This window comes from Streptomyces sp. NPDC001889 (assembly GCF_053594535.1).
In genome coordinates this window covers 39,584-60,164 of record NZ_JBSFER010000014.1, presented here as the reverse complement: position 1 = coordinate 60,164, position 20,581 = coordinate 39,584, and the positions used below count along the sequence as shown (strand labels likewise).

18 protein-coding genes and 1 other RNA gene are annotated in these 20,581 nt (G+C 73.0%); 7 read left to right on the top strand and 12 right to left on the bottom strand.

Annotated elements, in window-relative coordinates:
- The first annotated feature begins 135 nt into the window (after window positions 1-135).
- From ACWCRA_RS17635 to ACWCRA_RS17620, 4 genes are read left to right on the top strand one after another with little or no spacing between them, the layout of a single operon-like run.
- Complete coding sequence (locus tag ACWCRA_RS17635; protein ID WP_451067998.1) at window positions 136-1,014, top strand: polysaccharide deacetylase family protein; 879 nt, start codon at window positions 136-138, stop codon at window positions 1,012-1,014.
- Window positions 1,011-1,817: an SDR family NAD(P)-dependent oxidoreductase gene (locus tag ACWCRA_RS17630; RefSeq protein WP_451067997.1), complete on the top strand. Its 807-nt coding sequence runs from the start codon at window positions 1,011-1,013 to the stop codon at window positions 1,815-1,817. Before ACWCRA_RS17635 ends, ACWCRA_RS17630 begins: the two co-directional genes overlap by 4 nt.
- Window positions 1,814-2,590: an SDR family NAD(P)-dependent oxidoreductase gene (locus tag ACWCRA_RS17625; protein WP_451067996.1), complete on the top strand. Its 777-nt coding sequence runs from the start codon at window positions 1,814-1,816 to the stop codon at window positions 2,588-2,590. Before ACWCRA_RS17630 ends, ACWCRA_RS17625 begins: the two co-directional genes overlap by 4 nt.
- The gene (locus ACWCRA_RS17620; RefSeq protein WP_451067995.1) at window positions 2,587-3,798 is read left to right on the top strand and encodes a C45 family autoproteolytic acyltransferase/hydolase; all 1,212 of its coding nucleotides are present in this window, start codon (window positions 2,587-2,589) and stop codon (window positions 3,796-3,798) included. The genes ACWCRA_RS17625 and ACWCRA_RS17620 overlap by 4 nt, the downstream gene beginning before the upstream one ends.
- Window positions 3,799-3,819: 21 nt before the next feature.
- On the opposite strand, the gene ACWCRA_RS17615 is transcribed toward ACWCRA_RS17620, so the two are convergent.
- The 6 genes from ACWCRA_RS17615 to ACWCRA_RS17590 all read right to left on the bottom strand — a co-directional run bounded on the left by ACWCRA_RS17615 (window position 3,820) and on the right by ACWCRA_RS17590 (window position 10,355).
- Window positions 3,820-5,589: an ABC transporter substrate-binding protein gene (locus tag ACWCRA_RS17615; protein WP_451067994.1), complete on the bottom strand. Its 1,770-nt coding sequence runs from the start codon at window positions 5,587-5,589 to the stop codon at window positions 3,820-3,822.
- A gap of 252 nt (window positions 5,590-5,841) precedes the next feature.
- Window positions 5,842-6,618 (bottom strand): isoprenyl transferase, encoded by a 777-nt coding sequence (locus ACWCRA_RS17610; protein ID WP_351544312.1) that lies wholly within the window; start codon window positions 6,616-6,618, stop codon window positions 5,842-5,844.
- Between the two features lie 621 nt (window positions 6,619-7,239).
- Complete coding sequence (locus tag ACWCRA_RS17605) at window positions 7,240-7,623, bottom strand: peptidase inhibitor family I36 protein (RefSeq protein ID WP_451067993.1); 384 nt, start codon at window positions 7,621-7,623, stop codon at window positions 7,240-7,242.
- A 140-nt stretch (window positions 7,624-7,763) separates the two neighbouring features.
- A complete protein-coding gene (locus ACWCRA_RS17600; protein WP_351544318.1) occupies window positions 7,764-8,243 on the bottom strand; it encodes a peptidase inhibitor family I36 protein in 480 nt (159 codons plus the stop codon).
- A 256-nt stretch (window positions 8,244-8,499) separates the two neighbouring features.
- An RNA gene (gene rnpB, locus ACWCRA_RS17595) (RNase P RNA component class A) lies at window positions 8,500-8,903 on the bottom strand.
- Between the two features lie 18 nt (window positions 8,904-8,921).
- Window positions 8,922-10,355: an RNB domain-containing ribonuclease gene (locus ACWCRA_RS17590; protein ID WP_451067992.1), complete on the bottom strand. Its 1,434-nt coding sequence runs from the start codon at window positions 10,353-10,355 to the stop codon at window positions 8,922-8,924.
- A 537-nt stretch (window positions 10,356-10,892) separates the two neighbouring features.
- Here ACWCRA_RS17590 and yaaA point away from each other — a divergent pair.
- Window positions 10,893-11,693, top strand: a complete 801-nt coding sequence (gene yaaA / locus ACWCRA_RS17585; protein ID WP_351544323.1) for a peroxide stress protein YaaA — start codon at window positions 10,893-10,895, stop codon at window positions 11,691-11,693.
- Window positions 11,694-11,759: 66 nt separating this feature from the next.
- Window positions 11,760-12,377: a bifunctional 4-hydroxy-2-oxoglutarate aldolase/2-dehydro-3-deoxy-phosphogluconate aldolase gene (locus ACWCRA_RS17580; RefSeq protein ID WP_451067991.1), complete on the top strand. Its 618-nt coding sequence runs from the start codon at window positions 11,760-11,762 to the stop codon at window positions 12,375-12,377.
- A 72-nt stretch (window positions 12,378-12,449) separates the two neighbouring features.
- Here ACWCRA_RS17580 and ACWCRA_RS17575 read toward each other — a convergent pair whose 3' ends face one another.
- Genes ACWCRA_RS17575 through ACWCRA_RS17565 form a run of 3 tightly spaced genes read right to left on the bottom strand, consistent with a single transcriptional unit; the run spans window position 12,450 to window position 15,327 of the window.
- Window positions 12,450-13,748, bottom strand: coding sequence for a bifunctional RNase H/acid phosphatase (locus tag ACWCRA_RS17575; protein WP_451067990.1), 1,299 nt, complete (start codon window positions 13,746-13,748; stop codon window positions 12,450-12,452).
- Window positions 13,748-14,491: a zinc ribbon domain-containing protein gene (locus ACWCRA_RS17570; RefSeq protein ID WP_351544444.1), complete on the bottom strand. Its 744-nt coding sequence runs from the start codon at window positions 14,489-14,491 to the stop codon at window positions 13,748-13,750. Before ACWCRA_RS17570 ends, ACWCRA_RS17575 begins: the two co-directional genes overlap by 1 nt.
- Window positions 14,488-15,327 carry a Nif3-like dinuclear metal center hexameric protein gene (locus tag ACWCRA_RS17565; RefSeq protein WP_351544332.1) on the bottom strand — a complete coding sequence of 280 codons (840 nt, stop codon included), beginning with the start codon at window positions 15,325-15,327 and terminating at the stop codon, window positions 14,488-14,490. Before ACWCRA_RS17565 ends, ACWCRA_RS17570 begins: the two co-directional genes overlap by 4 nt.
- A gap of 269 nt (window positions 15,328-15,596) precedes the next feature.
- On the opposite strand from ACWCRA_RS17565, the gene ACWCRA_RS17560 reads away from it, so the two are divergent.
- On the top strand, window positions 15,597-16,643 hold the full coding sequence (locus ACWCRA_RS17560; RefSeq protein ID WP_451067989.1) for a hypothetical protein: 1,047 nt from the start codon (window positions 15,597-15,599) through the stop codon (window positions 16,641-16,643).
- 726 nt (window positions 16,644-17,369) lie between these two features.
- On the opposite strand, the gene ACWCRA_RS17555 is transcribed toward ACWCRA_RS17560, so the two are convergent.
- From ACWCRA_RS17555 to ACWCRA_RS17545, 3 genes are all read right to left on the bottom strand, one after another.
- Window positions 17,370-18,323 (bottom strand): 3-oxoacyl-ACP reductase, encoded by a 954-nt coding sequence (locus tag ACWCRA_RS17555; protein WP_351544337.1) that lies wholly within the window; start codon window positions 18,321-18,323, stop codon window positions 17,370-17,372.
- A 10-nt stretch (window positions 18,324-18,333) separates the two neighbouring features.
- Window positions 18,334-19,410, bottom strand: a complete 1,077-nt coding sequence (locus tag ACWCRA_RS17550) for a Zn-dependent alcohol dehydrogenase (RefSeq protein ID WP_351544340.1) — start codon at window positions 19,408-19,410, stop codon at window positions 18,334-18,336.
- Window positions 19,411-19,508: 98 nt separating this feature from the next.
- Window positions 19,509-20,363, bottom strand: coding sequence for a MaoC/PaaZ C-terminal domain-containing protein (locus ACWCRA_RS17545; RefSeq protein WP_351544343.1), 855 nt, complete (start codon window positions 20,361-20,363; stop codon window positions 19,509-19,511).
- Between the last annotated feature and the right edge of the window lie 218 nt (window positions 20,364-20,581).

Sequence of the window (20,581 nt, the reverse complement as noted above, 5' to 3'; positions counted from 1 at the left end):
GGGCGCAGTGGCGGCGGGCTGGGCTGGTGGGGCCTGCGGGGCGGGGCTGGGGGCGATACGTAATCTTACGGAGTTCGCGAAACGATCCGACTCGTTAACGTGTTCCTCGATCCCGCTCCGGAGAGAGGACCACAGATGTGGCCAGCAGGCTATAAGGCGGCTTTCGCGCTGACGGTCGACTTCGACGCCGAGGAATTGTGGCTCGCCGAGGACCCCGCCAACGCCCACCGCCCCGGAGTTCTCTCCCAGGCCCGGTACGGCGCCGAGATCGCGGTTCCGCAGTTGCTGGACATGCTCGACCGCATCGGAATACCCGCGACCTTCTTCGTCTGCGGCGGCGACGCCGAGCGCTATCCCTCGATCCTGGAATCGATCGCCGAGCGGGGGCATGAAATCGGCCATCACGGCTACTCGCACCGCTCCCCGCATCTCATGGAGCGGGACGAGGAGGCGGCGGAGCTGGCGCGCGGTCTCGCCGTGCTGCGGGAGTTCACGGACCGGGTCGAGGGGTACCGGTCGCCGTCGTGGGACCTCAGCCCGCACACCCTGGGGCTGCTGGCCGAGCACGGGTTCCGCTACTCCTCCAATCTGATGGACGCGATCCTCCCGTACGCCCACGCGGGTCACGACCTGGTGGAGATACCCGTCCACTGGTCCCTGGACGACGCGCCCCACTTCTGGTTCGACGCCACGAGCTGGGACCGGACGATGCGGTCCGCGCGGGAGGTCGCCGAGCTGTGGAACGAGGAGACCTCGGCGATCCACGACACGGGCGGGCTGGTGACGCTCACCGTGCACCCGCAGCTCATCGGGCGGCCGGGGCGGCTGCTGATGCTGGAGCGGTTCCTCACCGGGGTGCGGGACGGGAACAGAAGCGGGGGCGGGAGCGGCAGCGGCAGCGGCAGCGGGGACGGAGGCGGCTCGGGGGAGGTCTGGTTCGCGACCTGCCGCGAGGTGGCGGAGGCGGCGCGGGTCTCCGGACGCACCCCGGTCTCCCCGGAGGCACGGCCGTGAAGCGGCGCACCGCCGTGGTGACCGGCGCGGCGCGCGGGATCGGGCACAGCATCGCCCGGCGGCTGCTGGACGAGGGGTGGAATGTCGTCCTCTCCGATGTGGACCCCGGGGTGACCGCCACAGCCGAGCGGCTCGACGGCTCCGCGCGGCCCGAGGGCTCCGCGCGGCCCGACGGCGACGGTGAGCGGCGCGCGGTGGGGCTGGTCGCCGATGTGGCCGTGCCCCGGGACGCGGCGCGGCTGGCGGAGACGGTGGTGAGCGCCTTCGGCGGTGTCGACGCCCTGGTGGCGAACGCCGCCGTCGGCGGGCCCGACACTCCGCTGCTCGACACCGACGACGACGCCATCCGCCGGGTGTTCGAGATCAACTTCTTCGGTGTGCTGCACTGTGTGCAGGCGGTCCGGCCCCTTCTCGCCGGCGCCCCCGGTGGCGGGCGGATCGTGGTCATCGGCTCGCTCTTCGCCCAGCGGCCCACCCCCGGCGCGGGCGCCTACAGCGCCTCCAAGGCCGCCGTCCACTCCCTGATGCGCACGCTCTCGCTGGAGCTGGCCCCGCACTGCACGGTCAACGCGGTCGCGCCCGGCTATGTGATGACCGAGATGCACCGCGAGGAGCTGGACGCCCGCGCCCGGCGCGGCGGGTACTCCTTCGAGGCGGTACGCGACCAGGTGGCCGCCGAGGTGCCGCTCGGGCGGCACGGCGTGGGCGCCGATGTCGCCGACGCCGTCCACTATCTGCTCTCGGGGGCCGGCTATGTCACCGGCCAGACCCTGAACGTCAACGGAGGAGTGCTCACCTCATGAACAACACCACCCGGCGGCGGCTGGTCGTCACCGGCGCCGGCTCCGGGATCGGGCGGGCCACCGCGGCGCTCGCGAGCGGTCTCGGCTGGTCGGTCATCGGGCTGGACCTCCACCCGTCGGAGGTCTCCCCGGACTCCGGCCACGATTCCGGCTCCGGCTCGGACCCCGTTGGCGGCTTCCCGGTGCTCCGGTGCGACATCACGGACGAGGACTCCGTGCGCGGCGCCTTCGAGCGGATCGACGAGGTGTGGGACGGCCGGGCGCCGGACGCCCTGGTGCACTGCGCCGGGGTCTACCGCTTCAAGCCCGCCACCGCCACCACCGCCGCCGACTGGGACGCGGTGCTGAACCTCAACGGCCGGGGCTCGCTGCTGGTCGCCGCGGCGGCCGGGCGGCGCATGATCGACGGCGGGGAGGGGGGGAGCGTCGTCCTGCTGTCGTCGATCGCGGCGGTGCGCGGCGACGCGGGCGAACCCAGCGCCGCGTACAGCGCCAGCAAGGGGGCGGTGGTGTCGCTCGCCCGTCAACTGGCCGTCGAGTGGGGACCGCACGGCGTCCGCTGCAACGCGGTCGCGCCCGGGGTGATCAACACCCCGATGACCACCGTCTCGCACTCCCCGGACGCCCTCGGGCAGGTCCTCGCGCGCATTCCCGCGCGCCGTCTGGGCACGGCGGGCGAGGTGGCGCAGGTCTGTCTCTTCCTCGCCTCCGAGCAGTCCGCCTATGTCAGCGGGACCGTGATCGCCGTGGACGGAGGGCAGAGCGCGTCATGAGTGGCACCGGCAGGACCGAACCGCTGGTCATACGGGTGAGCGGTGGGCCGCGCGAGCGCGGGCGGCGGTACGGGGTCGCGGCCCGGGAGCGGATCGGGCTCTCCCTGGAGAACTACGCCCGTGTGTACGAGAGGTTCGCGGAGCTGCGGTGGGACGCGGCGACGGAGCTGGCCGAGACTTTCGTCCCGGCGGTCTCGCGCTTCGACGCCGGGCTTCTGGAGGAGATGGAGGGCATCGCGCTGGGCGCCGGAGTGGCCTTCGAGGACATTCTCGCGCTGAATCTGCGGACCGAGATCCTGTTCTCCGGGAAGGCCCGCAGGATCGCGGCGGAGGCGGCGAAGGCGGCCGGTTCCGGGGCCGGGGCCGGGGCTGGTTCCGGTTCCGGTTCCGCTTCCGGGCGGGGTGCGCCCGGCGAGTGCACCGCCTTCTGCGATCTGCGCGGGCCCGAGCCGGTCGTGGGGCAGAACTGGGACTGGATTCCCTTCTCGCACGGCACGGTGGTGGTGCTGGAGGCCGCGCCCGACCGGGGGCCCCGGTGGGTGTCGGTGGTGGAGGCCGGGCTGCTGGCCAAGTTCGGGATGAACGCGGCCGGGGTGACCGTACTGACCAACGCGCTGGTCACCTCGGTGGACCGGGGTGCGCCGGGGATGCCGTACCACCTGCTGCTGCGGGCGCTGCTCGCGGCCGAGTCGCCCGGGGCGGCCGAGGAGGTGCTGCGTACCGTCACGCGCTCGTCGTCGGCGAACTATCTGATCGTGGGCGGCGGGCGGGGCGTCGACATCGAGGCGCGGCCGGGCGGTGCCGGTGACCTCAGCCGGAGGGCGGTGGGGCCGGGCGAGTTCCTCGTCCACGCCAACCACTTCACCGCCGGGGAGGGCGACTTCGCCTCCTCGGGCGCCGATCACGGACCCCGGGTCATGCCGGACACCCTCTTCCGGCAGGGGCGGGCGACGGAGCTGGCGGAGCTGATGCCGCAGCCGTCGGTCGCCGGGTGGCACGAGGTGCTGAGCGACCATGTCAACTATCCGGACGCCGTGTGCTGCCACCCCGACCCGCGCGAACACGAGCTGGAGCAGGGGTCGACGGTGGCGAGCGCGGTCATCGAGCCGGAGCGGCGGCTGATGCACCTGGTGCTCGGTCACCCGTGCGCGGAGCCCCGGGTGACCCATGACTACGGGGACTTCTTCTCCGGGCTCCCCGGAGCGTGAGGGTGGGGCGCGGCGCGGCTGCTACGCCACGGTCAGGATCTGCTGGTCCGCGCCCGAGAGGCGGTAGGTGAGGGTGGGCTGGGAGAGGCTGCGGTCGACCGTGTCGTACGGGAATCCGCAGACCGCCTGGCCGGGTTCGGCGAAGAGGTAGGTGCCGTTGACCCCCCGGTAGGCGGAGTCCCGCAGATAGGCGCCGACCGCCTGCGGCCGGTGCGAGCCGGTGACGGCGAACGCCGCGTGCAGCATCCGTATCTGGTCGTAGGCGGCGCTGGCCTGGCTGCGGCCCGGGGCGGTGCCGAAGGTGCGGGCGTACGCCTCCGAGAAGCGGCGGCCGAGCGGGTCGTCGGGACGGCCGGTGACGGTGGACCAGACGACGCGGGCGCCGGGGTGCTCGATCCGGCGCGCGAAGCCCGGGACCGACGGGGTGTAGATGTGGTAGGTCAACTGGTGCGGGCTGTGGGCGGTGATCGCGTTCTGGAGGGCGGCGGCGGTCTCCACGGAGAGGTGGGAGACCACGACGATGTCCGGGCGGTCCGCGAGGACCCCGGCGATCAGCTCGTCCACGGCGTCGACGGTCAGGCCCACGCGGTGGGTGGAGGCGACCGTCCAGCCGATCTCCCTGGTCCGGGCCTCGAAGGTGTCATCGGTGACCGCGCAGCCGTAGCCGTCGAGTTCGATCACGGCCAGGCGGGGGGTGTGGTCGTCGGAGGCCCGTGAGCCCTTGAGGAAGGCGAGCAGCGCGGACTGGTAGGCGGTCTCGGTGGGACAGGTCTGGAAGACATGGCCCAGTCGGCGCGGGTCCTCGCGGACGGCGTCGACGCTGCGGGTCCAGGTGTTGGTGTGGAGGAAGGTCCGGCCGAAGTCGGCGGCGAAGTCGAAGACTCCGGGGCTCAGCGCGCTGGCGTAGCTGCTGGTGACGGCGTCGACATCGGCGTCGACGAGCGCGGCCAGACCCTCCCGTACGGATGTCTCGTCCAGCGGGTCGATGCCGACGACGACATGCTCGACCGAGCGGCCGTCGTCGTGGAGCAGGGCGTTGATGTCACGGACGGCGAGGGCGGCGCCCTGGGCGGTCTCCCGGCCGTCGGCGGCGAAGGCCCCGGCGACGGCGATGGTGCCGATCCGGACGGTGTCCCGGCCGGCGGCCCGGACCCGGCGGGGGGTGGGGGCGGCCGTCGGGGGCTCGGCTCCCTGGGCGTGGCGCTCGATGTCGAGGACCCGGATGCCGGGGTGGTGGTCGACCCCGCCGGGGACGGGCAGCCGGATCAGGTCGCGGTCGACGGCGAGGGCGCTCAGACCGGCCCGGGAGTCCTGGTCCAGCTTTCTGAGCAGGCGTTCGACCTGGGTGGTGACGGTGCGGATGCTGGTGCCGAGGCGGCTGGATATCTCACGGTTCGAGAGGCCCATCGCGACGAGCGAGATGATGTCGATCTCGCGGGCGGTGAGGCCGGAGGGCGGGCCGGGGAGCGGGCGCAGGGTGAGGGTGACGGCGGGGCCGGGACCGGGTGCGGGACCGGGACCGGGTCCGGCGCGCGTTTCGAGGGTGCACCAGGCCCAGTGGCCGTCCTCGCACCACAGGAAGCGGGCGGAGGCGAGCCGGGCGGCGTGGAAACCGGCGACGCGGCGGAGGAGAGGGGTGCTGAGGGGGGTGGCGGCGGGGTGGCCGGGGTCGGGGTCGCCGGGGGTGAGGGGGATGTCCCAGGAGAGCGCGGGGGTGGTGGGCGGTCCGGCGGTGGGCGTGCTGCCGCTACCGCTGTCGCTGTTGTGAGGCTGAGGCTCAGGTGTCCGCAAGGCGACTCCTCCATTCGTCTCGACGGGACGGCTCACCGTGACCCGCCCGCGCGACGGAACCCCCGCTCAGCACGATAGACCGAAGGGGCCACATGGGGGAATACCCGCCATGGCCTGAAATCGACGGACAGGGGCGGGTCCCGCCCCGGGAGCCCTCGCCGGCCCTCGGAACGGCCCAGCCACGGCCCGACCACGGCCCACCCACGCCCCAGCCACGGCCCGACCACTGCCCAGCCACGGCCCGGCATCGCCTCAGCGGCCGAAGCGGCGGCCCCGGTTCGAGTACGAGCGCATGGCGCGGAGGAAGTCCAGGAGCCGGAAATCGGGCCAGTAGCACTCGCAGAAATGAATCTCCGCGTACACGGACTGCCACAGCATGAACCCGGAGAGTCGCTGCTCCCCGCTGGTGCGGATGATCAGATCGACGGGTGGCTGCCCGGCCGTGTAGATGTGCCGGGAAATGAGATCCACATCGAAATTCATCGCGAGATCGTCAAGGCTCTGCCCGGAATCGAGATACTCCTCGATGGCGGATTTGACCGCATCGGCGACTTCCCGCTGACCGCCGTATCCCACGGCCACATTCACCTGGACACCGCCCGTGCGGTCGGCGGTGCGGGCGGAATTCTCCTTCAGCCGGGCGGCCAGATCGGCGGGGAGGAGATCGAGTGCGCCGATGGCCTTGATCGGCCAGGGGTGACCGTCGGCGGCCAGCGCCGTGACCGTGTCGTCGATGATGGTGACCAGGGCGGAGACCTCGTCCTCGGGGCGGTTGAGGTTGTCGTCCGAGAGGAGGAAGAGGGTGACGCTCTCGATTCCGACGGCATCACACCACTTCAGCAGCGTGGGAATCTTCGCGCCGCCCACCCGGTGCCCGTCGCTCGGGTTGTCGAGCCCGATCGACTTCGCCCAGCGGCGGTTGCCGTCGACCATGACACCGATATGCCGGGGGACTTGGCCCTTCTGGACCTTCGCCATGAGCCTCTTGGCGTACACCGCTTCGAGTGCGGCCCTCAGAGCGTCTCGCATCATATGTCCCTCGCAGTGTCGTGCCGCACTCTTCTGAAATGACCCGGGAAATGATTTCGGCCTATTCGTGCGACGGTCCTGCTCGACCTGCAAGAATTTACTTCAACGGGGGACGCTGAAAACTTGACAGCCGTCGATTCGATCCGGAAGCCCGGCTCCGCCGGCGCGCTCATGGGGCGCCGGCCGATCTCTTCCCAAGTGACAAACTCGCCCTCGACCATATCATCAAACATGATCACCCCGATCACTGCACTTGGACATTTAACAACAACTACGCCAAGTGGCCGTCGGATGGAGTGAAATTCAGTCAATTTCGCCCAAATGGCGGACCTCGGGGGTGGGTGCCGATCATTCCCGAATGGGGAGTGCGGGCCCGCCGCCACCGGGGCGCGGGCGCCTGCGGGGCACAGCTCCGGCCGCCGGCCGCTCGGCGGCCGCGGCGAGGGCGGTCCGCCGGCGGAGGTCACGGTGCGCCGCGTCGGCCGCGACGCCGACCGGGTGGGACGGGCGCGTACATCCCTCACCGGCCCCGGGGCTGATGTCACGCGCGTGCCGCGCCCCCGACATGGAGGGGGCGCGGCACGCGAGAGTCGTTTCCCCTCACACCGGAGGGCGCTCGGGTCAGGGAGTCGCGCTCCCCGCGCACATGCGTCCGCCCGCTCCTATGGTGATGTCATTGTCGGAAGCACCGGGCGGCAGGGTGCGGACCGGGGCACCGAGGGAGTGAATCCTCACCGGCACCGAAAGATTGTTCACTATCGACCGGGTCGAGCCGGAAGCGGCCGGGGCGGCACAGAAGTTCGTTCCGGCAATGACCTGGACGCTACCGGTGAAATCGACACCGGTGTACAGACAGAGCCTGGACGAAGCACAGTTCTGGGCGGTGGCTGTCACCGAGGCCGTCGTGGCCGGGGCGGCCACGGCGGGAGCCGCCGTGGCCAGTAAGCCGGCTCCGGCGATGGCGAGCGCCGAGAAGACCGCGGCGGATTCCCTCTTCACCTTCATGTTCTCCCTCTCCGAGCGAGTGCTGTCGTTGTCGATGGTCGGTGGTCGGTGGGTCGGTGGTCGATGCCGATGTGTTCGCACTGTTCCGAACGGATGGCCCCTGCCGGGACGCCCCCGCCTCCCGGGAGCGCGGCCGGAGGTCAGGGCGTCGCGCTGCCCATGCACACCCGGTCGAGGTTCCCTCCCCCGCGCGGCACCACGATGTCGCTGCTGAAGCCGCCGGACGGCAGGCCCTTGATGATCCAGTTGTCCATCAGGCCGTTCCACTCATAGATCTTGGCGTCAACCGAAAGACCATTGGAATAGGATCTGACCTCACTGAATCCCGGAGTGCTGATGGGACGGAAACAGGCATTGGTACTCGCACTCGTTATTTTTGTGCCGCTGAAGTTGACACCGTCCCACACGCAGAGCCGATTCGGCGCACAATCCCCCGCCGCCGCAGCGGACGGAGCCGTGACGAGCATTCCCGCTCCAGCGACGGCAAGCACCGAAAGAACGGCAGCAGACCTCTTCATCCAGTTCACTGTGTTTTCCCCTTCTCGAATACCGATGAGGCCGCTGCCTCGCGTATCCAGGGCCTCGACAGGCCATGGATGCCCATCCGGTTCACCCGCCACACACATAAATGTCCCGGGCGGCACCGAGCCGTATTCCTTATCGGCCGAGGAGCAGGAGGGTTCCTCAGAGGAAAGTCACGCAAAATGCTTGCACATAGTGTGAAATCAGGTACCGGAATGAGCCGCCCCTGAGGGCGCCCGGGCGGGGATATCACCGGATTTCCGATGCCTTCATCACCCGGGGATCGCCGTGTGCGACACGAAAGGCCTCCGGAACGGCCGTGGGCCGTTCCGGAGGCCTTTCGACGACTGTCGGCAGACGAGCCGGGCTGTACGCCGGGTTCTGTGCCTCGGGACCTCGCGGTCGTCGAGGCGACGGCCATCCATCTAGGACCGGTGTTGCCACCGGCCTCGTGCGGTCTACCCGCGGACTCGGGCGAGCAGCCCTCGAACGTCCGCGCAGGGCCACCGGTTGGGGTGGCCCCTCTTGACCTTGCTCCGGGTGGGGTTTACCTAGCCGCCTGAGTCACCTCAGGCGCTGGTGGTCTCTTACACCACCGTTTCACCCTTACCGGGGGCCGAAGCCCCAGGCGGTCTGTTTTCTGTGGCACTGTCCCGCGGGTCACCCCGGGTGGGCGTTACCCACCACCCTGCTCTGTGGAGCCCGGACGTTCCTCGGGAAGATCGGGTGGATCTTCACGCGGCCGTCCGCCCGGCTCGTCTGCCGTGTCGACCATGCTACCCGGCGGGTGCGAAGAGGACCTTCGCCACCCCGGGCTCCGCGCGGGTGAGCCGCACCCGGAGGCGCTCCCCGAGCGGCAGCGGCGGCGGGCCCTCGACCCGGCCCACGACCGCCGGGTCCTCCAGATGGACCGTGCCCACGCCCGGGTCGTGCTCCTTCACCTCGACGACGCGGGCGTCGAAGATCTCCCCGACCCGGCCGGCGAGGAGCGCCGCCTCCACGAGGTCCACGCACTCCCGCTCGACCGTGTTCGCGCGCCGGGAGCCCTCCGCCATCTCCCCGGGGAGGGAGTCGAGCGCTTCGAGCACCCACTCCGGCACGCCCCGCCCCGCGCAGGCCGCGAGGCACAGCTCTCCCGTATAGCGGTCGACCAGTCGCCGCAGGGGTGCGGTGCAGTGGGTGTACGGGGCGGCGACGGCGGCGTGGACCGCCGGGGAGGGGAGCCTGCCGCCGGTGAAGACGGTGTAGCCCGCGCCGCGCAGGAGGGTGGTGCACTCCTGGAGGAAGGCCGCGTGGCGGGGGTCGCGCGGGTCGAGGGAGCGGACCACGTCGGCGTACGAGACATGGTGCGGCCAGTCGATGCGCAGGGCCTTCGCCGAGCGGCGCAGCCGGGCGACGGCGCCGTCGGGGGCGGTGGGGAGGGTACGGAGCACGCCGGTGCCGGCGGCCGTCATGATCTCGGCGGCGGCCATGCCGGTGAGGAGGGAGATCTGGGCGTTCCATGCCTCGGTGGGGTGGGGGGCGCGGTAGGCGAGGTGGTAGGCGCCGTCGCGTTCGGTGATCTCCTGCTCGGGGACCTGGAGCGAGATTCCGCCGCGCTCGCGCTCGCGCTCCTCCCGGAGGAGGCCGATGGCGCGGAGGAGGGCGAGGGGTTCCTCGGCGGTGCGGGCGTCGATCCTGCGCTGGGCGGTTTCGTAGTCGAGCCGCTCCCGGCTGCGGACCAGGGCCCGCCGCACCTCGGCGGTGAGGGTGCGGCCCTCGGCGTCGAGGTCGATCCGCCAGAGGAGGGCGGGGACGGTGCGCCCGGGGAGCAGGCTCGCGGCGGCCTCGGAGAGGACGGGAGGGTGCAGCGAGATGGTGCCGTCGGGGAAGTAGAGCGTCTGGACCCGTCGGTGGGCCTCGGTGTCCAGGGCGCCGCCCGGGGTGACGAAGGCGGCGACATCGGCGATGGCGTAGTGGACGCGGTAGCCGGTGCCGTGGCGGGCGAGGTGCATGGCCTGGTCGAGGTCGAGGGAGTGGGGTGGGTCGATGGTGAGGAGGGGGAGGTGGGTGGCGTCGGTGCGGGGGGTGGGGGGCGCCGCGGTGGCGGCGGTGGCCGCCTCGGCGAGGACCGGGGGTGGGAAGCCGGCCGGCGCGCCGAGGGTGGTGCGGAGGGTGTGGAGGGCGGTGCTGAGGGGGGAGGCGGTGATGCGGATCGGGCGGCGGGGCATGTTTTGAGCGTAGGGCGGGGGGAGGGGGTCGGCACCTGGGCGCGGGGGGCCGGAGAGGGCCGCAGGGGGCAGGGTCCCGTGGTCCGGGGTCCGTCATCGAACTCCCCCAGAGCTGCCTCCGGCAGGTGCCCCCGGACGGGCTGGGACTGCTCGGGTTGCCTGGGGCACAGGGTCCGTCCTCAAACGCCGGACGGGCTCCCAGCCCCTCCGGCGAGCCGAGGCACACACCCCAGCGGACGGGCTCCCAGCCTCTCCGGCGAGCCGAGGCACACGCCCCAGCCTCTCCGGCGACTGAGCCGCACCACCCCAGCCTCGTCTGCGAGCCGAGGCACACACCCCAGCCCCTCCAGCGACTGAGCCGCACCACCCCAGCCCCTCCGGCGATTGAGGAGCGGGGGTTCGGGGGCAGGCCCCCGACCCGGGCCCGCAGCATGCGGGGACCTGTCGCACAGGGTCCGTCCTCAAACGCCGGACGGACGGGTGGGGGGTGGGGGGAACGTAAAGTGGGGGGAAGCTTTGTGGGTGAGGAGAGGGTTCGTGCTCGTACTGTTGCCGCCGTCCGAAGGCAAGGCCGCATCCGGGCGCGGAGCGCCTCTCAAGCTGGAGGGGCTCTCGCTGAGCGGCCTCGGCGACGCCCGGGCCGCCGTGCTCGACGAGCTGGTCGAGCTGTGCTCCGGCGACGAGGCGAAGGCTCAGCAGGTGCTCGGGCTGAGCGACGGGCTGCGCGGGGAGATCGCGAAGAACGCGCTGCTCCACACCGCGGGCACCCGGCCGGCCGGGGAGATCTACACCGGCGTACTGTACGACGCCCTCGACCTCCCCACCCTCCCCCCGCCCGCCCGCCGCCGCGCCCACTCCTCCCTCCTGGTCTTCTCCGGCCTCTGGGGAGCCGTCCGCGTCGGCGACCGCATCCCCTCGTACCGCTGCTCCATGGGCGTCAGGCTCCCGCGCGCCGGCGCGCTCGGCACGCACTGGCGCGGGCCCATGGAGTCCGTCCTGCCCGAGGCGGCCGGTGACGGCCTGATCCTCGATCTCCGGTCCTCCGCCTACACCGCCGCGTGGAAGCCGAAGGGCGAGCCGGCCGGGCGCACCGCGACCGTCCGGGTGCTGCACTCGCAGCTCGTCGACGGTGTCGAGAAGCGCTCCGTCGTGAGCCACTTCAACAAGGCGACCAAGGGGCGGATCGTCCGCGACCTGCTGCTCTCGGGCGCCGAGCCGGAGACCCCGGGCGAGCTGGTGGAGGCGCTGCGGGAGCTGAAGTACACCGTGGAGGCCGCTCCCCCGGCCCGCGCCGGGCGCCCCTGGGCGCTCGACGTCGTGGTGACGCAGATCCACTGACCCCACCCCATTGCGGAGGGTGCAACGAGCGTTGCGCCCAGTGCGGGGGCACGGCAGGATGAGCCCATGACCTCCGTGCTGGATCTCGCGCCCGTCGTCCCCGTCGTCGTCATCGAGGACGCCGAGGACGCCGTCCCCCTCGCACGGGCCCTCGTCGCCGGCGGGCTCCCCGCGATCGAGGTGACCCTGCGGACCCCCGCCGCGCTGGAGGCCATCCGCGCCATCGCCGCCGATGTGCCCGAGGCCGTCGTCGGCGCCGGCACCGTCCTGACCCCCGCCCAGGTCGACACGGCCGTGGACGCGGGGGCCCGCTTCCTGGTGAGCCCCGGGTGGACCGACCGGCTGCTGGACGCCATGAAGGGCTCGGGCCAGGCGTTTCTGCCCGGCGTCTCCACCACGTCGGAAGTGGTGGCGCTGCTGGAACGCGGGGTGAGCGAGCTGAAGTTCTTCCCGGCGGAGGCGGCCGGCGGCACGCCGTATCTGAAGTCCCTCGCGGGCCCGCTCCCGCAGGCCCGTTTCTGCCCGACCGGCGGGATCTCGCTCGCCTCCGCCCCCGCCTATCTCGCCCTGCCGAACGTCGGCTGTGTCGGCGGCACCTGGATGCTCCCGGCCGACGCGCTCGCCGCGAAGGACTGGAGCCGGGTCCGGGCACTGGCCGCCGAGGCCGCCGGACTGCGCGCCTGACGCGCGTACCCCGGCGGCGGTCGCCGAGACGGCGGCCCGTACCCGGCCGGGGCCGGGCGCGGGCCGTCGCGGTCAACCGCGCAGATGCGAGGTGTCGTTGAGCAGCCGGACGGACGCGTTGCCGTCGGCGTAGTACGCCACCGCCGAGACCGAGGCCGCCGACAGCTCCATCCGGAAGAGGGAGTCCGGCGGCGCGCCGAGGGCGAGCCTGACCAGGGTCTTGATCGGCGTGACATGGGTGACCAGCAGGGCGGTGCGCCCCGCGAAACGGTCCGTGAGCCGGTCCCGGGCCGCCGCGACCCGGCGGGAGACGGTGGCGAAGCTCTCGCCGCCGCCCGTCGGCCGGGCCTTCGGCGAGGCGAGCCAGGCGGCCAGATCGTCCGCGTACCGCTCCTGGACCTCGGCGAACGTCAGACCCTCCCAGGCCCCGAAGTCCGTCTCGCGCAGCCCCTCGTCGACCTCGACATCGAGATTCAGCCGGGTGGCGACCGCCTCGGCGGTCTCCCGGCAGCGCCTCAAGGGGGAGCTGACGATCGCCTGGACCGTGCCGCGCGCGGCGAGCGCGGACGCCACGGCCTCGGCCTGGCGCCGGCCGGCCGGGGAGAGGGAGGGATCGCCGCCGCCGCTGCCCGAGAAGCGCTTCTCGGGGGTGAGGGCGGTCTCGCCGTGCCGCAGCAGGACGAAGGTGGCGGGGGCGCCGAGGTCGGCGGGGGCCGCCCAGCCTACGGGAGGGGCGGCGGCGGTCACCTCGGGGGAGCCGTCGGCCACGGCGGTGGTGGCCACGGCGCCGGCGGCCGGGGCGGCGGTGGTGGCCACGGCGGCGGCGGTGGTGCTCAGTGCCGCGCGGGCCTTCGCCGCGCCGGCCGCCGCGTCGCCGACGACCCGGGCCGCCTCCTCGTCCCGCGCGGAGAGCTGCGCCATGGAGCGCGAGGGCTCCCACTGCTTGCCGCGCTTGCCCGCGTCCATCGCCTCGTTGGCGAGCCGGTCCGCGTGCTTGTTCTTCTCGCGCGGAATCCACTCGTAGGTGACGGAGGACGCCGGGAAGATCCGCGCCGCCTCCGCCGCCAGCGGCTTCATGTCCGGGTGCTTGATCTTCCAGCGGCCCGACATCTGCTCGACGACGAGCTTGGAGTCCATCCGGACGTGCACCGTCGCGTCCGGGTCGAGCGCGCGGGCGGCCTTGAGACCGGCCACCAGGCCCTTGTACTCGGCGACGTTGTTGGTCGCGACACCGATGTACTCGGCCGCCTCGGCGACTGTCTCACCGGTCGCGGCCTCGATCACCGCGGCGCCGTACCCCGCGGGGCCCGGGTTGCCCCGGGAGCCGCCGTCCGCCTCGACGATGAACCTCGGCTGGGACCTCGGCGGCATCAGAGACCGGACTCCGAGGTGCGGATCAGGATGCGGTGGCAGTTCTCGCAGCGCAGCACGGTGTCGGGGGCCGCGGCGCGGACCTCGTTGACCTCGGTGATGTTCAGTTCGAGGCGGCAGCCCTCGCAGCGGCGCTGGTAGAGACGGGCGGCGCCCACCCCGCCCTGCTGGACGCGGAGCTTCTCGTACAGCTTGAGGAGGTCGGCGGGGACGACGGCGGAGACGGCCTCGCGGTCCTTGGCGACCGAGGCGGCGTCGGCGTCCAGCGCGCCCTGGGCCTCGTCGCGGCGGGCCGTGGCGTCGTCGACCTTGGCCTGCACGGCCGAGACGCGCTCGGTCAGCTCGGTGACGCGCTCCTGCACGGACTCACGGCGCTCCATCACATCGAGGACGATGTCCTCCAGGTCGCCCTGGCGCTTGGCGAGGGAGACGATCTCGCGCTGGAGGTTCTCCAGGTCCTTCGGGGAGCCGACGGCGCCGGAGTCCAGGCGCTGCTGGTCGCGCACGGCGCGCTGACGGACCTGGTCGACGTCCTGCTCCGCCTTGGTCTGCTCGCGGGCGGTGTCGCTCTCCTCGGTCTGGGCGGCGACCAGGAGGTCGCGCAGCTGGGTGAGGTCCTTGGTGAGCGCTTCGATCTCGGCGTGCTCGGGGAGCGACTTGCGCTTGTGGGCGAGCTGCGACAGGCGTACGTCGAGGGCCTGGACTTCGAGAAGTCGGATCTGGTCGGCGGGCGCGGCGTTCAGTTGGGGGCTCCAGGAGAAGAGAATCGGGATGACCAGGGATCGGTGACCGTGCGCGAGACATGGACCCGCAGGTTCCAGCCCTGCCGGTCGGAGATGTCGTCGAGCTGGGCGGCGGCCAGCTCGCACCAGGGCCACTCGGTGGCCCAGTGCGCGGCGTCGACCAGCCCGAGCGGGGAGTGCTGGGTGGCTTCGGACACGGGGTGGTGGCGCAGATCGGCGGTGAGGAAGGCGTCCACGCCCGCGGCCCGTACGGCGTCGAAGAGGCTGTCACCGGAGCCGCCGCTCACGGCGACGGTACGGACGAGGGCGTCCGGGTCGCCGGCGACGCGGACGCCCTGCGCGGTGGCGGGGAGGTGCTTCGCGGCGCGCTCGGCGAAGGCGGCGAGGGTCTCGGGGTGGTCCAGCTCACAGATCCGGCCGAGACCGCGGCGGCCGGAGGGGTCGTCCGGAGCGGGGACCAGGGGGCGTACGACCCGGAGGCCGAGGGCGCCCGCGAGGGCGTCGGAGACCCCGGGGTCGGCGGTGTCGGCGTTGGTGTGCGCGACGTGGAGTGCGATGTCGTGCTTGATCAGGGTGTGCACGACACGGCCCTTGAAGTGGCCGGCCGCGACGGTGGTGGTGCCCCGGAGGTAGAGGGGGTGGTGCGTGATGATCAGTTGGGCGCCGAGGCGGAGTGCCTCGTCGGCGATGTCCTGGACCGGGTCGACGGCGAGGAGGACGGTGCCGACCTCGGCGTCCGGGTCGCCGCAGACGGTGCCGACGGCGTCCCACTGCTCGGCCCATGCGGGGGGCCAGAGGGTGTCGAGGGCGGCGATGACTTCAGACAGACGGGGCACGCAAACAGGTTACCCGCGCCACGGGGCCGCCGGTCCTGGGGAGCCCGGCCGCCTTCCGCCCCCGGGTCACCACCGGCCCGGGGGTCACTCCGGGCGCCGCCCGTCCCGTCCGACTCCGGATCGCCCGTGCCGCGGCCCTCGCGCAGCACAGGCCTTCCCTCCCCCTCAGCCGAATCCCCGGGTGGCCACCCTTATGTGTGAACCCGTCGGTCTCGCGTTGTTCGGCAGGGAGTGCGAAATCTAGCTTCGTGACCGGAGGTGACGAAGCGATGACAGTGTGTGCCATCACCGTGGACGGCTCGTACGCCGCACGGCTCGCGGGAGAGGGGGACGCCCTGTTCGCCGAGCGCTGGACGCTGGACGGCCCCGAGCCCTACGCCGTACCGCTGCCGCTCGCGCAGCCGGAGGAGCCCGGCACGGAGGTGGTGCCGCTGAGCGACGGGCGGGTGCTGGTCCGGCGGCGGGTGGCCGGGCGGCAGCTGTTCTCACTGGTGTATCCGGCGGGCGCGGGCACCGGGGAACTCCCGCTCGGCGGGGTCGAGTCGGACTGTCTGGAGCTGCTGCCGCCGGCGCCGGACGGGCGGCGGGTGTACGCCCTCGCCCCCGGGGAGCGGTCGTCGGCGATCTGGCTGGTGGCCGGGGGAGACTTCGGCCCCGAGCATGTCGCGGAGGTGCCGGGGCGCTGCTCGGGAGGGGTGTGGCTGGACCGTACGGGCCGGATGCTGGCGCTCGACCGGAGCCTCGGCGGGGGGCCGGTGAAGGCGGTCGCGGTGGATCTGGAGCGCGGCGGGGAGGTGTCCGTGCTGCTGGCCATCGCCGAGGGGAGCGACGACCGGCTGATCCTCGCGGACCCGGACAGCGGACTGCTGCTGATCCGCTCGAACGCGCCGGGGCGGGAGCGGCTGGGGTGGGGGGTGCTGGGGAGCAGCCGTCCGGTGCGCTTCCCGGAGTGCCTGCTGCTGCCGGACCGCGCGGTGACGCCGTTCGCGGTGCAGCCGGGGCAGGCGCTGGAGCCGGAGAGATGCGGGGTGGCGCTGCGGATCGAGGGGGTGGAGGGGAGCCGGCTGGGGGTGTGGCGGCCCTCGGACCGCCGGGTGCGTCAACTGGCGCCGCCGGAGGGGTGGCTGGTGGGGACGGGGCTGTGGAGCGGGGAAGGGGTGCTGCGGCTGCCGTGTGTCCGGGGGGAGCGGTGGTGCGGGGTGGCGCGGCTGGACACGGAGGGGGTGTTCGGGGAGGCGGGGGACGCGGGGGCGGTGGTGTGCAGGCCGGTGCCGTTGCAGCAGGCGCCGCTGAGGGGGCGGGTGGGGTTTGGATAAACTCTGCGGCCTGAAAAGTTGTTCGGCGTTCGCGCAGGGGGGAGTTTTCGCATGTCCGATGGAGGAGTTGTTCCGGAGGAGGAGGGGTCGCGGGAGCGGGGGGAGAGGGAGAGGGCGGGGAGGCACCGGGGGGTGGCCGCTGCCGTGGAGGAGCCCGGGTCCGAGCCCCACGGCAAGCACCGCCGCCCTTCCCCGGCCCCTTCCCCCTCCTGACCCCGACCTCCCCGGGCCACGGGCAGCCCGAGCGATCCCGGCCCGCCCGGGGGCAGCTCCGGGGAAGCCCGAGGGACGGCCCCCGCGCCACAGGACCCCGCGTGCCGCGGGCCCGGGTCGGGGGCCAGGCCCCCGAACCCCCGCGCCTCAAACGCCGGCGAGGCTGGATTTTGTGCCTCGGGTCCCCGACGGAACCGGGGCTGCTCGATCCATCGGCGAGGCTGGATTCACCGGACCACCGAGACCCGGAGCCCGGGTCAGGGGCCGAACCCCGAACCCCCGCGCCTCAAACGCCGGCGAGGCTGGGATTCGTGCCTCGGGTCCCCGACGGAACCGGGGCTGCTCGATCCATCGGCGAGGCTGGATTCACCGGACCACCGAGACCCGGAGCCCGGGTCAGGGGCCGAACCCCGAACCCCCGCGCCTCAAACGCCGGCGAGGCTGGGATTCGTGCCTCGGGTCCCCGACGGAACCGGGGCTGCTCGATCCATCGGCGAGGCTGGATTCACTGGGTCACAAGGGATGGTGCAGGGTCAGGATTTCCGGGGAAGCGAAGGATTCCGAAGGGGGGCGGGTGGTGAAGTGAGGGGTCAGGAGGGTGTGGAGCTCGTCGTAGGTGAAGGCCTCCTTCGCCGTGTCGAACCTCGCCCCCACCCTCGGCCTCTCCATCACCGCCACCACCCCCCCATGCACCACCAGCACCTGCCCGCTCACCACCCCCGCCGCCGGACCGGCCAGATATCCGACCAGGGGGGAGACATGCTCCGGGGCGAGCCGGTCGAGTGATCCGGGCTCCGGTTCCGCGACACCGGCGAAGACGTCCTCCGTCATCCGGGTGCGGGCGCGCGGGCAGATCGCGTTGACCGTGACGCCGTACTTCGCGAGCGCCGCCGCCGTGGAGGTCGTCAGACCGACGATCCCCCCCTTCGCCGCCGCGTAGTTCGGCTGCCCCGCCGACCCCGCGAGGAACGCCTCCGACGAGGTGTTCACGATCCGCCCGTACACCGGCGCCCCCGCCGCCTTGGAGCGGGCCCGCCAGTGCGCGGCGGCGAAGCGGGTGGTGTTGAAGTGGCCCTTGAGGTGGACCCGTACCACCGAGTCCCACTCCTCCTCGCTCATCGAGAAGATCATCCGGTCCCGGAGAATCCCCGCGTTGTTGACCAGGATGTCCAGCTTCCCGTAGCTGGTGACGGCGAGCGCCACCAGCTCGCGCGCCCGGTCGTGGTCGGCGATGTCACCGTGGTGGGCCACGGCCGACCCCCCGGCGGCGCGGATCTCCGCCGCGACCTCCTCCGCCGGGGCCGCCGACGCATCGCCGGAGCCGTCCCGGCCCGGGCGCCCGTGGTCGTTGACGACCACCGACGCGCCCAGCCCGGCCAGTTCGAGCGCCTCCGCGCGGCCGAGCCCCCGGCCGGCCCCGGTGACGACGGCGGTCAGCCCGTCGAGCGGATGGTGGAGCGGATTCATCCCGGTCACCTCAGATCTCGACGCAGGTGCGGAGGGCCTCGCCCGTCCGCATCTGCTCCAGCGCGTCATTGATCCCCGCGAGCGGCACCCGGTGGGTGATGAGCCCCGCGAGGTCGATCCGGCCCGCGCGCCAGAGGGCGATGGCCCGCTCGTACGAGGCGACGGCGTCCCCTCCCCCGTACATCGAGGGCAGAATCCGCTTCTCGTCGAAGAACAGCTCGAACATGTTGAGCTGGAGGAGGTCGTCCATGGAGCCGGCGCCGACGACGCAGAGGGTGCCGCCGCGCCGGGTCGCCTCGTACGCCGTCCGCGCGGTCGCGGACTTCCCGACCACCTCGAAGACGTAGTCGAAGCCCTCCCCCGCGGTGATCCGCTGCCGCGCGTCGCCGAGCCCGTCGGGCGCCACCGCCTCGGAGGCGCCGAAGCGGAGGGCGGCCTCGCGGCGGGAGGCGACGGGGTCGACGGCGACGATCCGGGCCGCGCCCTTGAGCCGGGCGCCCTGGATCGCGGAGATGCCGACGCCGCCGCAGCCGATGACCGCGACCGAGGAACCGGCCTCCACCTTCGCGGTGTTCAGCGCGGCGCCGAGGCCGGTGGTGACCCCGCAGCCGATGAGCGCCGCGATGTCGTAGGGCAGGTCGTCGGGGATCGGGACGGCGCAGGCCGCGTCGACCACGACCTCCTCGGTGAAGGTGCCGACGCCCGCGAAGCCGAAGACCTCGCCGCCGGCGCGGCGGAAGTTGGGGGTGCCGGCGTTCATGAAGCCGGAGAGACAGAGATGGCTCTGTCCGCGCTTGCAGGAGGGGCAGGTTCCGCAGGCGGGCAGCCAGCAGACGAGGACCCGGTCGCCGGGCCGCACCCCGGTGACGCCCTCGCCGGTCTCGACGACCTCGCCCGCGCCCTCGTGGCCCGGGATGAACGGCACCGGCTGCGGCAGCACCCCGGTCATCGCGGAGACATCGGAGTGGCACAGGCCGGTGGCCCTGATCCGGACCCTGACCTTCCCCGGGCCGAAGCCCACGGCCTCGACATCGTCCAGCACTTCGAGCTCGGTCTGCCCTGTCTCGTGCAGTACGGCTGCGCGCACGGCGCGGCTCCTCTCGTTCGCTGCGTCCTGGGTTCCCGGGCCGGGTGGGTCTCGGTGGATCGAGGTGGATCGAGGTGGATCGAGGGGATCGGTGGGTCTCAGCTGTGCTCGACGGTGGTGTCGGCGAGGACCGGCGCGTCCTCGCGCTCGGCGGCGGTGACCGCCACCCGGACCAGGCCCGGCCCCTCCCACATCCTGATGCGCAGGGTCTCTCCGGGGTAGACCACCCCGGCGAAGCGGGCGGTGTACGAGCGGACCCGGGCGGTCCCGCCGCCGAGGACGGTGTCCACGACCGCCTTGAGGGTCATGCCGTAGGTGCAGAGCCCGTGCAGGATCGGCCGGTCGAAGCCGGCGAGCGCGGCGAACGCGGGATCGGCGTGGAGCGGGTTGAGGTCGCCGGAGAGCCGGTAGAGCAGCGCCTGGTCCTCGCGGACGGGGCGCTCCACCGTTCTGTCGGGCTGTCCGGTGGGAGGGTCGGGGCGGCCGGCCGGGCCCCGGTCGCCGCCGAAGCCGCCCTCCCCTCTGACGTAGATCCGGGAGTCGCTGGTCCACAGCGGGCCCCGGGCGTCGGCCGCCTCCGTGCGCAGCACCAGGATCGCGGCCTTGCCCTTGTCGTGGACGGCGGCGATCCGGGAGGTGGAGACGGCGGTGCCGCACGCCGGGATGGGGCGGTGCGAACGGATGGTCTGGCCGCCGTGGAGCACGGACGCGAGATCGATGTCGACACCGGGCGCGGTGAGCCCGCCCGCGATGCCCCGGCCCGCGCCCGCGACGGTGGCGAAGCTCGGCAGCACCTGGAGCCCGGACTCCAGGGTGTAGCGCAGTTCGGCGGGGTCGGTGGCGGGGATTCCGGCGCCGAGGCCGAGGTGGTAGAGCTGGACGTCCTTGTGGTTCCAGCCGATGTCGGCGCTGCGGGGGGCCGCGGCGAGGGCCCTGGCGGGGTCGATGGGCATCTGGGTGCTGTTCTCCCTCTCCGTCTCCGTCTCCGTCTGCTGCTCCGCCCCGCGGGGTCGGTCCGCGGGGTCGGTCCGCGGGGTACGAGGGCCCCGGGCGCGGGATGCCACGGGGGCTCCTGAGGCTCATGGGGACGAGCCCCCGCACGGCCCCCGGACAGGGCCGGGGGGGGCGCGGTCGCCCCGGGCCCCGCGGGGCCCGGCCGGGAGACCTCGGC